Annotated in this window: 13 protein-coding genes and 2 pseudogenes; 7 read left to right on the top strand and 8 right to left on the bottom strand. The window is 70.0% G+C overall.

Features of this window, described 5'->3' with window-relative positions; all coding sequences use genetic code 11:
- From ACL02O_RS11265 to ACL02O_RS11255, 3 genes and pseudogenes are all read right to left on the bottom strand, one after another.
- Nucleotides 1-827: pseudogene (locus ACL02O_RS11265) on the bottom strand (transposase); the annotation flags it as partial.
- Nucleotides 828-962: 135 nt separating this feature from the next.
- Nucleotides 963-1,601 carry a flavin reductase family protein gene (locus ACL02O_RS11260; protein WP_412817957.1) on the bottom strand — a complete coding sequence of 213 codons (639 nt, stop codon included), beginning with the start codon at nt 1,599-1,601 and terminating at the stop codon, nt 963-965.
- 177 nt (nt 1,602-1,778) lie between these two features.
- Entirely contained in the window at nt 1,779-2,357 is a 579-nt protein-coding gene (locus ACL02O_RS11255) for an alpha/beta fold hydrolase (RefSeq protein ID WP_412817954.1), read from the bottom strand.
- Between the two features lie 174 nt (nt 2,358-2,531).
- Between ACL02O_RS11255 and ACL02O_RS11250 the strand changes: the two genes are divergently transcribed.
- Nucleotides 2,532-3,041, top strand: a complete 510-nt coding sequence (locus tag ACL02O_RS11250; protein ID WP_412817953.1) for an ester cyclase — start codon at nt 2,532-2,534, stop codon at nt 3,039-3,041.
- A gap of 136 nt (nt 3,042-3,177) precedes the next feature.
- Here the strand turns inward: ACL02O_RS11250 and ACL02O_RS11245 are convergent, their stop codons facing one another.
- Both ACL02O_RS11245 and ACL02O_RS11240 read right to left on the bottom strand, forming a co-directional pair.
- On the bottom strand, nt 3,178-3,570 hold the full coding sequence (locus ACL02O_RS11245; RefSeq protein ID WP_412817952.1) for a CBU_0592 family membrane protein: 393 nt from the start codon (nt 3,568-3,570) through the stop codon (nt 3,178-3,180).
- 8 nt (nt 3,571-3,578) lie between these two features.
- The gene (locus ACL02O_RS11240; protein ID WP_412817951.1) at nt 3,579-4,520 is read right to left on the bottom strand and encodes a cyclase family protein; all 942 of its coding nucleotides are present in this window, start codon (nt 4,518-4,520) and stop codon (nt 3,579-3,581) included.
- A 73-nt stretch (nt 4,521-4,593) separates the two neighbouring features.
- Between ACL02O_RS11240 and ACL02O_RS11235 the strand changes: the two genes are divergently transcribed.
- The 4 genes from ACL02O_RS11235 to ACL02O_RS11220 all read left to right on the top strand — a co-directional run bounded on the left by ACL02O_RS11235 (nt 4,594) and on the right by ACL02O_RS11220 (nt 9,280).
- A complete protein-coding gene (locus ACL02O_RS11235; protein WP_412817950.1) occupies nt 4,594-5,523 on the top strand; it encodes a LysR family transcriptional regulator in 930 nt (309 codons plus the stop codon).
- A gap of 653 nt (nt 5,524-6,176) precedes the next feature.
- Complete coding sequence (locus tag ACL02O_RS11230; RefSeq protein ID WP_412817949.1) at nt 6,177-6,704, top strand: PadR family transcriptional regulator; 528 nt, start codon at nt 6,177-6,179, stop codon at nt 6,702-6,704.
- Nucleotides 6,705-6,828: 124 nt separating this feature from the next.
- A complete protein-coding gene (locus ACL02O_RS11225) occupies nt 6,829-7,500 on the top strand; it encodes an ABC transporter ATP-binding protein (protein WP_412817948.1) in 672 nt (223 codons plus the stop codon).
- Nucleotide 7,501: 1 nt separating this feature from the next.
- A complete protein-coding gene (locus ACL02O_RS11220) occupies nt 7,502-9,280 on the top strand; it encodes an FtsX-like permease family protein (RefSeq protein WP_412817947.1) in 1,779 nt (592 codons plus the stop codon).
- Between the two features lie 463 nt (nt 9,281-9,743).
- Here the strand turns inward: ACL02O_RS11220 and ACL02O_RS11215 are convergent, their stop codons facing one another.
- From ACL02O_RS11215 to ACL02O_RS11205, 3 genes are all read right to left on the bottom strand, one after another.
- Nucleotides 9,744-10,310 carry a GNAT family N-acetyltransferase gene (locus tag ACL02O_RS11215; RefSeq protein ID WP_412817946.1) on the bottom strand — a complete coding sequence of 189 codons (567 nt, stop codon included), beginning with the start codon at nt 10,308-10,310 and terminating at the stop codon, nt 9,744-9,746.
- A 320-nt stretch (nt 10,311-10,630) separates the two neighbouring features.
- A complete protein-coding gene (locus ACL02O_RS11210) occupies nt 10,631-11,494 on the bottom strand; it encodes a helix-turn-helix domain-containing protein (RefSeq protein WP_412817945.1) in 864 nt (287 codons plus the stop codon).
- A gap of 77 nt (nt 11,495-11,571) precedes the next feature.
- Nucleotides 11,572-12,594, bottom strand: a complete 1,023-nt coding sequence (locus tag ACL02O_RS11205) for an alpha/beta fold hydrolase (protein WP_412817944.1) — start codon at nt 12,592-12,594, stop codon at nt 11,572-11,574.
- 182 nt (nt 12,595-12,776) lie between these two features.
- Here ACL02O_RS11205 and ACL02O_RS11200 point away from each other — a divergent pair.
- Together ACL02O_RS11200 and ACL02O_RS11195 are read left to right on the top strand one after the other, a co-directional pair.
- Nucleotides 12,777-12,909: pseudogene (locus ACL02O_RS11200) on the top strand (IS5/IS1182 family transposase); the annotation flags it as partial.
- A gap of 131 nt (nt 12,910-13,040) precedes the next feature.
- Nucleotides 13,041-14,042, top strand: a complete 1,002-nt coding sequence (locus ACL02O_RS11195) for an RNA polymerase subunit sigma-70 (RefSeq protein ID WP_412817943.1) — start codon at nt 13,041-13,043, stop codon at nt 14,040-14,042.
- Nucleotide 14,043: the final 1 nt, after the last annotated feature.

Here is a 14,043-nt window from a genome sequence, read left to right as displayed (position 1 = left end):
GAGCCTTGGGCTTGGGACGGGCCTTCGCGGCAGCCTTGTGCCCGGCGTCGGTGACGGCCTGCTCGTCGCTGGTGCCGGCACGCTCCTGTCGGCGGCGTTCGATTTCCTCGGCGTGGGCGCGTGCTTTGTCGGCTGCTTCGGCCTCGATCTGCGCGCGGGCTGCCTGCAGCCTGGCCAGACGTTTCTCACGGCGGTCCAGCTCTGCGGGCAGGTCGGTGTCCTTGCCGTCGACGCCGAACTTCTGGTCCTCGGCGGTGTCGGTGGCTTCTGCCTCGGCCAGCAGAGCCTGTGCCGTGGCCTCCAGCTGGACGATCTCGGCCTCGATGCGCTCTTCCTTGTCGATCAGGCGGCCGTAGCTCATGGCCCTTGTGCTTGGACGCGTTCGCTTCGAGTTTGGTGCCGTCCAGGGCGACGCGGCCCATCTTGACCATGCCGAGCTTCTGCCCCAGGTGCAGCGACTGCGTGAACAGGTCGGCGAGGGCGTCCAGGTGGCGGCGGCGGAACCGTGAGATGGAGCGGAAGTCCGGGGCCTGGTCGGCGGCCAGGTATCGGAACGCGACGTCGTCGGCGCACTTGCGCTCGATCGCCCGCGAGGAGCGGACGCCGGTGGTGTATCCGTAGATCAGCAGGCGGAGCATCAGTCGCGGGTCGTGAGGCGGGTAGCCGCGCTTCTGTGTGTAGTCGGCCCGGATTGCTGTCAGGTCCAGGACCTCGTCGACCAGATCGGCGACGAACCGGGCGAGGTGGTTCTGGGGCAGCCAGTCGTCCAGCGACGGAGGCAGTAGCAGGACCTGGTGCGGGTCGAATGCCCTGAACCGCTTGTCCACCGCCGCCGGACGGCCCTGCGGCTGTTTCTTCTCGACCGGCTCGACCTCGAACAGCCCATCCCCACCACGCATACCGCCACCATTCTGCAGAAATGATCACGAACCACGGGCGGGCTGCCGGCACGCGGCACCAGCTCAGACGGCTGCCGGCTGGAGTTGGTGTGGCATGTTCCAGCCTTCGGCGAGTTTCGACGGATGCACGTTGTGTCCACCGCCGAAGAACTCGCAGAACTTCATGATGAGCGGGTCCCATCCGAGCGGGTCCACGTAGTGCGTCCCCGGAATGATCAGATCCTCCTCGACGTGGGCGCGAAGGACCTCGACCTGGAAGGCGGTGGCATGAGGGGTGGGGCCGCCAAAGGGGTGCGTCGAGACGACCCGGCACTCCAACTGGACCGGACATTCCGCGACCCGGGGCGCCCGGACCAGCTCCGATGTCTGCTCGGTCAGCTGCGCGGCCGAGAACTTGTCCGGCTCGTACCGGTAGCCCTGCTTTGCCTTGTAGTCCGGCACGGCCGATTTCCCGGTGGTGAGCGCGATCCGGTCAACAGCGTCGACCATCGCCGATGAGGGCAGGTTGAGCACGCATTCGCGTTCGCGCAGCAGGTTCGCCGTCGTCTGGCCGCTGTTGCCGAGACCGAGCATGCAGGACTGGCCCAGCCACCAGGCGGAGGACATCGGCGCGAGGTTCGCGGTGCCATCCTCGTTACGTGAGCTGATCAGCACCACCGGTGTCCCGAAGTACAGCACCTTGAGCCCGGGGACCACGTGCATTCTTTTGCCTTTCGCGGGATGTGAGCCGAAGACTCGCCATGCGGTGCACGAGCCGTCATCAACTGTCCGTGAACCAAGAGAAGGGTGCTGGCGGCAATCGGACGTCGCGTTTCGGCAGGTCGGATCGATCACCCGACCACGGACACCCAGCCGGTTGCCGATTACTGACCCACGCTCCTATCCGCGGGTGACGAATCCGAGGCCGTCAAGACTGATCGTTTTCGCCACCTCGCTCAGGTCGTTGTCCAGCTGATGATCGCGCCCGGGCAGCCGGTGCAGCTGCGCCTGCGGAATGGCGCGGGCGTACAGGTCAGCATGCGACGGTGGGGCAGTCTGGTCCTGGAGCCCATGGAACACATGCACCGGCACGCCGTGCGGCAGCCTCGCGCCGAGGTCGTGCGGCAGCTCGAACTCGTCGCCGGGCCAGCCGCCCGCACCGACGAACGGAGCGGCGATCAGCACGATCGCGCTGAGTTCCGGCTCCGGTGGCTGCTCGGCGAGCGCGTTGATGAGAATCGTCGCGCCCACCGAATGGCCGGCGACGACCGCCCCGTCGTCCAAGGCCGTCATCTCACGCCGAATTGCTACGCTCCACCGGGCGTAGCTCGGGTCGTCCTCGTCGGGCATGCGCGGGTAGCGGACCTCGAACCCGTCCCCGAGCTCCCGCCGCAGGCTGTCGAACAGCTTGTCGTCCCACGCGTCGTGCACGCCCGCGCCGCCGCCCTGGATGAACAGGATCTGCCGGGTCCCTGCCATGACAAACCACCTCGCGCCCTCGTGACGATCCAGTTCGATACCCGCTGCCGGCCCGTGCGAAGCCCCAGCGACCCGCCGAGCCCATTCCAGCCGCGCCCACCCTGCGCACACAAGGTCAGGCTTACGGCATGACCTGATCGGCTCGGTGGTTTGCGGCGCGCCGGGATCGGCGAGGTGGCCTACCGCAAGGACCGTGCGGAATGTGAACGGCCTCGCATTCTGACGGCCCGGCTGCTCACCGACCAGCGAAACGGGGAAGCTGTCGAGGTGGCTCATGATCCTCTCGCCGTGGTGGGCGAGTTCCTGCGTGTCGTCCGCTCGGGCGTCGATCCCAGCCGGGCGGGTCAGCTGATGGCGCCAGTGGTGACCGCGCATCAGGTTCAGGCCGAGGACCCCGCGGTCGTGACCCGCACCCCGCAGCAGTACGCGGAGCACGTGCAGGAGATGATCGACGCGTACGGGACATTCGAACTGCGTGTGGACGAGCTGTTCGGCTCCGGCGACAAGGTGTACGCCCGCTGGACCCAGCAGGGCCACCACATCGGGCAGGTCAATGGCATGGCGCCCACTGGGCGACCGGTCGTCGAAGTGGCCAGCGCCGTGTATCGGGTGGTCGATGGGCTGATCTGCGAATACTGGATCCAGATCGACCGCTGGGGCCTGCACGCCCAGTTGGCGACCTGAAATTCGCTCGGCCACCCCCTTCCGCCATCTCGGCGTCGACCGGCGAACTGAGGTCGCTCACGCTGCCCGTGCTGCGGCGTGTTCGACGAACTGCCTGCGTTCGAAGCGGGCTCAGCGGCGATGAGGTTGGGTGCGTTCACGGCTCGTCAGTGGGCCTGTGCGGACTCGACAAGCTTGGCGAGCAATGGTGAGCTGCCCGGGTCACCGGTGGCGGCGGTGGCCAGGCGGTGCCGTGCACGGGGCGCAGCGAAGCGCGGAACTCGAGCTTCGGGAGCAACATCAGCGGGCGGCGCCTATCGACGCCGCGGTGGTCAATGCCCCGAAACCGATTGCTATCCACACTGGCGTTGAGCGCGGCGGACGGCCACGCGCCGTGGACGGTCGAGGAGAGCGCCAGACCGCCGCTCCCGGCGATGTTGAGCCACTGGAAGATCCGTCCGTCACCGGCGAGGCGGCCCCTGGAGATCAGAGCGTACGCGGCGAGCAGTAGCGCGGCGCCCAGCCAGCCGACCACCTCCACGGCAGTCACGACAGCCGTCATGAGCAGGCACCGAGGACGGCGTACGCGCGGACAGGGAACGTGCCCATGCCGGCGACCGGGGCGGGCGCGGCGTGGAACCGGAAACCGGTCACCGGCAACGCCCCGAGGTTGGTGAGGTGTTCGACGATCGTGACGCCCGCGGCGAGCAGCCCCGTGTGGGCTGGGCGGGTACCGTCGGAGGTGTCGTCGACGTTGACCGAGTCGATCCCGACCAGTACCGCGCCGGCCGCGACGAGGTGGTCAACAGCGGCCCTGGTGAGGTATGGGTGACCACCCAGCCCGTACGAGGCGGTGCCGAAGTGCCGGTCCCAGCCGGTGTGCACGAGCACCGCCCGCCCCGCCACGTCGTACGGCGCGAGCAACTCCGGCCCGATGGCCGGTCCCGGGTGATCGGTGAGCCGCACCACGACACCGGGCAGGTCGGCGAAGCGGTCAGCCGAGATGGCGGCGAGGTCGTCGCCGTCAGCGAACCGATGGTAGGGCGTGTCGAGGTAGGTGCCGGTGTTGGCGACCATCGTGATCCGGTCGATCTGGAAGGTGGTGCCGGGTGTGTAGGCCTGCTGGGACGCCTCGCGCGACACATGTGCGGAGAGCTGCGGCCCGGGAAGGCCCGGATAGGTGATCATGCCGGCGTGGATGCGGTGGGACAGCTCGACGATGCCGTGGGCGGCCGGTGCTGGGGCCGCCCTCCGGCGCCCCTTGTGTGGCTCGGCGAGCAGCCGCAACCGGGAGATCGCCACGTCGGCGACCATCAGCAGCCCCAGTTCGCGGATGAACGCGGCTCCCACCTCGGCCGGGCCGACATGCTTGTCGTCAAGGTCGAGCCGGAACCGGTGGGCGGTCAGTCCGCCACCGTTGGTGAAGGTGACTTCTGCGTCGAACTCCGCCCGCCACTGCTGTGCCACGTCCCGCCCCCGTCGTATGTTCTCGCTGCTCACAACCGCCAAGGATGGGTTTCCGCCGGCGCGGTGACAAGCAAGAGTTGCTGGGCCGTGCGTTAAGGAGAACTGCATGGAGATCGACCCGCGCAGGTTGCGTGTGCTGTGGGCGGTGGCCCGGCGTGGTGGTGTCGCCGCCGCTGCGCCGTTGCTGCATCTGACGCCGTCGGCGGTCTCGCAGCAGATCGCCCAACTGGAGCGGGAGGTGGGTGTCGCTGTTCTCGACCGGGGCCCGCGGGGGGTGACGCTCACCGAGGCTGGACGCCACCTCGCTGCGACGGGTGAGCGGATCGAGGCGGAACTGACCGAGGCGCGGCGGGCGCTGTCCGCGTTGACCGGCCGGGTCGCCGGGCCGGTCACCATCGCCGCGTTCCCGACGGCGATCGCCCACCTCATCGTCCCGGCGGTGCGCGCCCTCGCCGCTGAGCACCCGGCCATCGAGCCACGCATCGTGGAACTCGAGGGCGAATCGGCGCTGCGGGAGCTCACCACCGGCACCGTCGACGTGCTGATCGACGACTCGGAGCCGGGGATCGTGCCGCAACCGTCCGGCACGGTGTCCGTGCCGTTGCTCGCCGACCCGTACCGGGTGGTGGTGCCGACAGCGTGGCAGCGGACCCCGGGTGGGCTCGCGGACCTCGCGCAGGACCCGTGGATCGTCGGTCCGTCCGGCTCGGCGGTCCGGCGCGCCCTCGACCGCCTCGCCGACGAGCACGGCTTCCGGCCGCTGGCCGCGCACGAGTGCATCGAGTTTCCGGCCGTGCTGGCGCTGGTCGCGGCGGGCCTCGGGGCGGCAGTCGTACCGGCGCTCGCGCTCGCCGGTGGCCGGCCTCCCGGTGTCGCGGCCACCAGCCTGTCCGCGCTCGGCGGCCGGTACCTCTCGGCGATGCACCGCGCCTACCGGACCGGAGCCTCGCCGGCGGTCGCGGTCACGGTGACCGCACTCATGGCCGCCGGGCGGGCGGTGACCTCGGTCGAGTCTTCGGAAGTGGAGAGGACATAGCGGCAAGTTGTGGCGCGTGCCGGCCCCGCATCTTCGGTCCGGGGCCGCCACAGTGGTCCGGGTTGCCGGGGCGGCGAGTCGTCGTGGTTCAGCGGATGAGTACTGCGAGAAGGTCGTCGACGAGTCGGGTCTGCGTCGCGGCCGGCAGCCGCTCGGGGTCGAACAACGCCTGAACCGCCAGCCCGTGGGTGAACGAGGGATTCCTCGGACAGGTAGCGGCGCTCCTTGAGCGGGGTTGGTGCTCCAGATCTTTGGCCAGTGCGGTCGGGGGAACGCGGTGAACGCCAACATCGCCGCCTTGGCCACGTCCATGAGTGTGTCGATTTCGGCAACCGGCCACTGAGCTGGTCGCGCGCCTGGTCCCAGGTACGGCGACAGTGGCGGCGTCGGATTGGGCGAAGATCGTGCGGAATACGGCGGCCACCATGTCGGTGTGCGTCTTGCGCACCAGGGCCAACAAGTTACGGGCGAGGTGCCCGGCAGCACGCGGCGCGGAGCCGAACGAGCTGGGCCAGACCCGCCACACCGCCGCCAGCGCGTCTGGGCGGAACACCATTCAGGTGAACCGTCGGCTCTGTCTGCTGCACCCTCCTTCGACTTGACAGCGCTATGGATAGCGGTTATCTATTGTTGATCTACGGAGGGCGTGTCGGGTGCAGGACGTGGTGCTGGCCATGCTGGCGAAGGAGCCGGCGTACGGGTACGACCTGCGGAGCCGGTTGCGTGGCGCGCTGGGCCCGCTCGGCGAGGCGATGAACGCCGGGCAGATCTACGTGACGCTGGCCCGGCTGGCCAAGGCGGGGCTGGTGACCTCGCAGCGCGCCGAGGGTTTGCCGGACCGGCCCGACCGCCGCGTCTACGCGTTGACCCCGGCCGGGCAGCAGCGGGTCGCCGCCTGGCTGGCCGAGGTCAGCTGGCCGAGGCCGGACCTCACCGAGTTTCACCTCAAGCTGGTGGCCGCCGCTGCCGCCCGGCTGGCCGATCCGGTGGCGCTGGTCGACGCGCAGCGGCGTGAGGTGCTGCGTCGGCTGCGGGATGCCCAGCGGGCCGCGCTGGAGCGGTCGGTGGATCCGGTCGTCGGGTTGTTGTTGGAAGGGGTCGTGCTGCGGCTGAGGGCCGACCTGGAGTGGCTGGAGGCGTGCGAACGCATGTGGACCGAACGCGACCGGACCGGAGGGTAGGCATGAGCGAGCGCACCGAGCGAAGCGAGGGCCGAGAGGCCATGCCCGGTGGTGCAGCATGACCGGATCGGTGCTGTTTCGGGCACGCGGGGTGAGCAGGCGGTACGGCCGGGGAGACGCCCTTGTGCGCGCGGTCGACGAGATCGACCTGGAGGTGCCCGCGGGGCAGACGCTGGTAATCATGGGTCCCAGCGGCTGCGGGAAGTCGACCCTGTTGCACCTGCTCGGCGGGCTGCAACGTCCCACCGACGGCGAGATCTGGCTGGCCGAGCACCGGGTCGACACGATGAGCGAGCGCGCCTTGGCCCGGCTGCGGCGGCATCACATCGGCTTCGTCTTCCAGTCGTTCCACCTCATGGACGAGCTGACCGCGGTGGAGAATGTCGAACTGGCCGCGTTGCTGGCCGGGCGGTCCCCCCGCCGGGCCCGGCAATCTGCCTTGCAACTGTTGGACCGGGTCGGGCTCGCCGACCGCGCCAGGCACCTGCCCTCGGCGCTGTCGGGCGGGCAGCGGCAGCGGATCGCCATCGCCCGTGCATTGAGCAACGAGCCGCTGGTCGTGTTGGCCGACGAGCCCACCGGGAACCTGGACAGCGCCGCCACCCTGGAGGTGCTGCGGTTGTTCGAGGAGCTGCGCACGGCGGGGCAGACGCTGGTGGTGGTCACCCACGACGCGCGGATCGCCGCGGTCGCCGACCGGGTGATCTCCATGCGGGACGGGTCGTTCGCCGACGACAGCCGGCTCGCCACCACCACCACCACCGGCGCCGGCACGATCTACGGCGGGTGGCGCTGACATGGCCGGACGTCTGCTGCTCGTGTGCCGGCTGATGATGCGGGACCTGCGCCGGCGGCGCACCGAGACCGTACTGCTGCTGCTCGCGATCAGCGCCGCGACCGCGACGCTGACTCTCGGCCTCGCTCTCGACAATGCTCTCGCCCAGCCGTACGAGCGGACCCGGGCCGCCACCGCGGGCCCCGACGTGGTGGTGACGCCGGGAGCGACGGGCCAGGAGGCTCTGGCCGCCCTCGCGCCGCTGGCCACCGCGCCCGGCGTCACCGCGCACAGCGGACCGTACCCGATGGGCTATCTGGTGATGACCGCCCACGGCAAGACCGTGCCGGCGGTCGTTCAGGGCCGGGACGACTCCCCGGCGGCGCTCGACCGGCCCGCGGTGACCGCCGGCACCTGGGTACGCCCCGGCGGCGTAGTCATCGAGCCCACCTTCGCCAACGCCCTCGGCGTGCACATCGGCGACACCGTCGACATCAACGGCCACTCGCTGCGGGTGGTCGGCACCGCGGTCACCGCCGCGCGGGCCGTCTACCCGAGCGCCGACTGGCGCATTTCTGCGGGCAGCCCCCTGACCGAAAACGCCGGCCTGGTCTGGGTCGACCGTAGCCAGATCAGCGCGCTGGCCGGCGCGCGGCCGCTGTCGTACACCCTGAACCTCAGATACGCCGACCCGCGGGCCAGCACCTCGTTCATCCACATGAGAACAGACGGGATGGAATACACCAGTTGGGCAGGGATCGCCGAGGCGGACGGCAGGCTCGTCAAACAGGCGCGCCTGGCCCTGCTGGTCGGCAGTTGGCTGCTCACCGCCCTCGCGGTGGCCAGCGTCGCCAACATCGTCGCCGGCCGCGTCGTCGACCAACGCCGCCGAGTCGGACTACTCAAGGCCGTCGGCGCCGGACCAGCCATGATCGCCGCCGTCCACCTCGCCGAATACCTCGTCATCGGGCTCGCCGCCGCCGGCACAGGCCTGGCCGCCGGCTGGCTCGCCGCACCAGCGCTGACCAACCCCGGCGCCGGGCTCCTCGGCTCCACCGGCACCCCTCCGCCCGCGCTACGCGCCGTGGTCGCCGGCACCATCCTCGCCCTCACCATCGCCGCCGCCGCGACCCTGGCACCCGTGCTACGCGCCGCCACCACCGACACCGTCCACGCGCTGGCCGACGCCGCCACGCCACCGCGTCGCCGCGGGTGGCGCGTCTGGCTGTCCTGCCGGATGCCTACCGCCCTCCTGATCGGGGTACGCATCAACGCCCGCCGTTCCCGCCGCGCCCGCCTCGTCATGGTGAACACCCTGATCACCACGACCGGGCTCGCCGCCCTGCTCATGGGCCTGGCGCAGAACCGGCAGGTCAAGCTCGGCGAAACGGAGCTGGACAACCCCCGGAACACGCGAACCCTCCAGGCCATGATCCTCGTCATCGTCGTGCTGTGCGTCCTCGCGCTCATCAACGCCATCGTCAGCACCTGGACCGCCGTCCTCGACGCCCGCCACCCGCTGGCCGTAGCCCGCACACTCGGCGCCACACCCGCTCAGGTGACCGTGGGCATGGCGATGGCGCAGCTTCTTCCCGCGATACCCGGCGTCGCCCTCGGGGTCCCGGTCGGCATCGGGCTGTATCTGGTCGCCAGTCGGGGCGACCAGCAGTACGCACCCGCCTCCTGGATGCTCGCCCTGGCACTCACGGTCCTGCTCGCCGTCGCCGCGCTCACCGCCGTCCCCGCCCTGGCCGCCACCCGCCGCCCGGTCGCCGATGCCCTCCAGTCCACACCAACCTGACCGGCCGCCAACGGCCTACAGCCCGCTCGCGCCACCACGACGAGCGGACCCGCCGAGCAAGACGGCAGTCGCAGCTGACGCATAACCACCACACGAGGAAGTTGCGCGGATCTGGCCGCAGACCGTGCGCGCTGGGCCCCGGTCACCGGTCACGTTGCGTCGATTACCTAGGTGTGAATTCCTTACGGACATGCCGATGTACGGACGTTCGCTCGGTCGCCCCGGCGGAGGCTTGTAGGCCCGACGTGCGCCACCTCAGTCGTAGGTCTGCGATGTCGTGGCTCGCTACCGGAACAGTGGTCGGGTGTGGTGGGCAACGCCGTGGATCTTCTCGGCACCGCGCAGCGCGGCTGACATCGCCCAACTCCCGTTCCCGCCCGGCGTGCTCCACGAGGTCAAACGCCGCGACGAGGCCGACGACCGGTCGGTGGCCTCGTGGACCGCTACGCTGCCGAGCACGAGCTCAACCGGACGGCGTGACCGAGGACCACACGCCGAACCACTGCTCGGCACCGTAGCCCTCGTACCGCTCCACCTCGGTGAACCCCAGCTTTGCCGCGAGGCGCATCGAGCGCTCGTTGGCGGTCTGGGTGCGCAGCACCACCCGCTCGCCGGGAAGCGCGCCGGCGAACCAGTCGAGTGCCGCTGCGCACGCCTCGACGCCGTACCCGCGTCCCCACGCCTCCGGCAGGAACAGGTAGCCGAGCTCGGCCTCCCCGACATCCGGACGGACGTGCCCCGGACTCTCCGCGTCGTGCCGATCGAGCTTGACCATGCCGATCATCGCTCCGTCAAGATCGATCACGAAAAGACCAGGACGCCGTTCGGATATCTCGGGCACCCCGTGCTCGAGCTGGTCACGCGGTCGAGGGCCACCGAGGTAGGTATGCACCTCCGGTGAGGCGAGCAACTCGACGAACGCCGCACGGTCCCGGGCCTCGGGCCCACGGAGCACGAGCCGCTCGGTCCTGATCGGGGCAGGTGGCCAGGCGACGGGTCCGAGCTGAGTCACGGCGGGCAGCCTACCCATGAATCTGGCTCCCGCCCTACAGCGCACCGGACCAAAACGACTTCGGCCAGCCCCGATGCCCGCTCACGCCGCAATGCCGAGGATGCGTCCCCACATACTGCGGCACACGTTCGTGACGACGATGCTCGACGCCGGCGTCAGCCTGCGCGACGTGCAGATCGCCGCCCGCCACGCTGACCCGCCACCAGCGCTACGACCGGGCCCGCAAGAACCTCGACCGGCACCCCAACTGCATCTTGGCCGCGTACCGCCTCCGGAACATCGCCAGCACTCGCGGCTTTGCCGATGAACGCGCCTCCGGTCAAGCTGGAGGGCTGTGGCTACACCGCCCATGGTGCGTCTTTGTCAGCCCGATCGGCGTGCATGCGTCGACCCCAGGCGACGTCGTCGACGCTGAGCCACTGGGCGACGGCCAGGGCTGAGGGTGTGAGCCCGGTCAGCGCGGTGGTGTCTCGGTGCAAGTGGGACTGGTCGGCATAGCCGCTGTCCGCGGCGACTGCGGCGGCGGGCTGACCCGCGGCGAGCCGGTGTGCTGCGTGGTCGAATCGGATGAGTTGTGCGGCCCGCTTCGGGGTGATCGCGATCTGCGACCGGAACCGGCACCAGAGCCGCTTGCGGCTCCACTCGACCTCGGCCGCCAGGCGCTCGACACGCACCCGGCCGCGGGCGGTCAGAATCCGTTCCCAGCTGCGTGCAACCTCCGGGTCCACGGCGTGGCCACGATCGACCCGCTGGCTTAGCGCTGCCTGTGTGATCGCAAATCGGTCGGCCCAGGACCGTTGCTCATACAGCTGCTCCTGGAGACGGACGGCGTCGCGGCCCCAGACCTCCTCGAGACCGACGACCGATCCGGTCAACTCCCAGGACGTGCCGAGCAGGGCGCGCGCCACTGTCGGTGAGAGGCGCACCTGCAAGCATTCGAAGTTTCGCGCAAGCGCTCGAATTTGAGCGGGCGCGAGGCCGACCACGCCCGCGCCGCGAACTCGCCTTCCGCTGTGATCGTCGACGACCAGCGCGTCGCCGAAGTCGATGAACAACGTCATGGCGGGATAAGGGATGACCCGAAGGTCGACGAGATCGCCGGCCCGTCCGGTGAATCCGGCCATCGCGACCCCTGCGATCGGGCTCGCGTCCGGGACCGCGATCTCCCACTGCGCGGTGGTGCCGAGGTCGGCAAGCCGCATGGTCCGATCGTACAGACCGGACGACGGCAGCGGTCCAGGCCGCGGGAAGGGATGGGGGTTCGGCCGCACCGGTGAGCTCACCGCACAGTGTCGGCGAAGGCAGAGATGAGAACGGCAGTCCGCTGGGGGTCCTCGAGCATGGGCGAGTGCCCAACTCCGGAGACAAGCTCGACCCGGGCGCCCGGCACCCTGCGATACTCGGCCGCTGACGACGATGATCGCCACCTCTGGTCGTCTTGGCCAAAGATCACCAGCACAGGCTGCCCGACGGCCGCCAGCCGCGCTGGGAGTGCCTGCTCGACCAGGTAGTCGTCGGCCGCCTGGGACATTGCGGTGAGCGAGTGGTACGTCATCGCTCGCACGTCGTCCACGAGCTGCTGCGGTATCTCATACCCCGACCGGCTGAATGCCGTTCTCAGCCCCTTGCGGATGATGGAGTCGGTTCGTATCCGCCACAACAGCTGCCCGACGCCCGGGGCGAACAACAGTTTCCCGACGGGCCCGTCAGAGATGAAGGCGTCCATGCTGGGGCCCGTGTCGATCAGCGTGAGCGCCGTCACCAGGTCGCCTCGCTGCTCGGCCAGGGCGGTCGCGACCGAACCTCCCGTGGAGTGGCCGACCACGATGGCATGCCTGACGCCGACCCGGTCGAGGACCAGTCCCACCCGCCGTGCCTGCTCCGGGACCGAGTAGACCGCTCCGGTCGGCTTGGCGGACCGGCCGTGCCCGAGCAGGTCGACCCGGATGACGAGGTGAGACGTCACGAGCGCCGGCACAACAGCATCCCACCAACGCGTTGACCCGCCAAGTCCATGAATCAGCACCAACGCGGGGGCATCGCGCGGGCCGTCCTCACGCACATACATCGAAACACCGTCGACGTCCACCAAGCTGCCCTCCGATCCCGCACTGGACTGCCGCTCCACAAGCACGGCGTTGATGAGGAGAAAACCGGCGACCGCCAGCATGGCAATCGCCGCGGCGACGACCTGACGTCTCTTCCGGCGAGTTGCTGCGCCGAGGGTCGATGCGACGCCGGAGGTACGCGGCCCGTCCGGGTCGATTGATGGGACCGAACGTTTCCGCGAGGATTTCGACATGGGTCCACTGTCGGCAGGCCGCCGACGGATCGCTTGGACGTTTGTTCCCGGCAACCGTCTTGCTTCCGCCCCGCCCAAGGCGCCGTGCGCACTCATGCCACCGGCCGCGCGGTAGCAGTTTGATTGAGGTAGGCCGTGAGCCGCGAACCCACGGCATCATCGCCGCATCGACCAACGCTGACCTGATGACCTTCGGGACAAGGCGTATCTGGGCGCCGGCGGTTCCGTGCGTACTCGGTTGAGGCGGCGTCGCTACCGGCCGAACCTGTCGCGCCAGCAGAAGGCCGTGAACACAAGACCCACGCCCGGATCCGCTGCTGCCGCGACGAAAAGCTGACCTATTAAGGAGGAAACGTGCTCAGCAATGCCGACCGACCCCTGGTGATGAGTTGTCGTGCCCGCGCCCGTCACATCTACGACGGGACACGACGAGACGGAAGGATGACGTGATGAGTGCGGACACGCGGCCAAAGGAGCTGGGCGGGAGCGGGCTGGTCGAGGTCGACGAGCCGGCGTTCTCGGGGCTGGCGGAGCGGCACCGGCGGGAGCTGCACGTGCACTGCTACCGGATGCTTGGGTCGTTCGAGGACGCCGAGGACACCGTGCAGGAGACGTTCCTGCGTGCCTGGCGGCGCCGGGAGACGTTCGAGGGGCGGTCCACGTTCCGGGCGTGGCTGTACCGGATCGCCACCAACGCCTGCCTGGACCTGCTCGCCAGGTGCCGCCCGGAGCCCGCGACCGGCGGTGAGGTGGGGTGGCTTCAGCCCTACCCCGACCGGCTGCTCGACGAGCTGCCCGCGGCCGGCGCGGACGAGCCGGAGACCGTCGCTGTCGCGCGGGAGACGATCGAGCTGGCGTACCTGGTCGCGGTCCAGCACCTCGCGCCGCGCCCGCGGGCCGTGCTGATCCTGCGGGACGTGCTCGGCTGGCCGGCGAAGGACGTCGCGGAGCTCCTCGGGGACTCCGTCAACTCCGTGAACAGCGCGTTGCAGCGGGCCCGCGCCGGCATGCGGGAGCACCTGCCCGCCGAGCGGCAGGACTGGACCGGTGGCGAGGAGGACGCCGCGACGCGGGAGCTGGTGCGCCGCTTCACCGACGCCAGCGTCGCCACGGACGTCCCGGCGCTCGCCTCGATGCTGCGGGACGACGTCCGGTGCTCGATGCCGCCCACGCCGGGCCTGCACGTCGGCCGCGACGCGGTGGTCAACAACTGGGTCGACGACGGCTTCGAGGGCATGACGGGTCTGCGCGCCGTCCCCACCTCCGTGAACCGGCAGCCCGCCGTCGCCTTCTACCACTGGCGCGAGGGGGAGAGCGCGTACCTGCCGCTGACGATCGACGTCCTGCGCGTCACCGGCGGGGCGATCACCGAGATCGTCATCTTCCACGACGACCAGTTCCCGCGGCTCGGGCTGCCCGAGCGCCTGCCAACGGACGGCACGGAGTAAT

The sequence above is a fragment of the Micromonospora mangrovicola genome, from assembly GCF_047200535.1.
Lineage (GTDB): Bacteria > Actinomycetota > Actinomycetes > Mycobacteriales > Micromonosporaceae > Micromonospora.
This window is presented reverse-complemented; position numbering and strand designations above follow the sequence as displayed.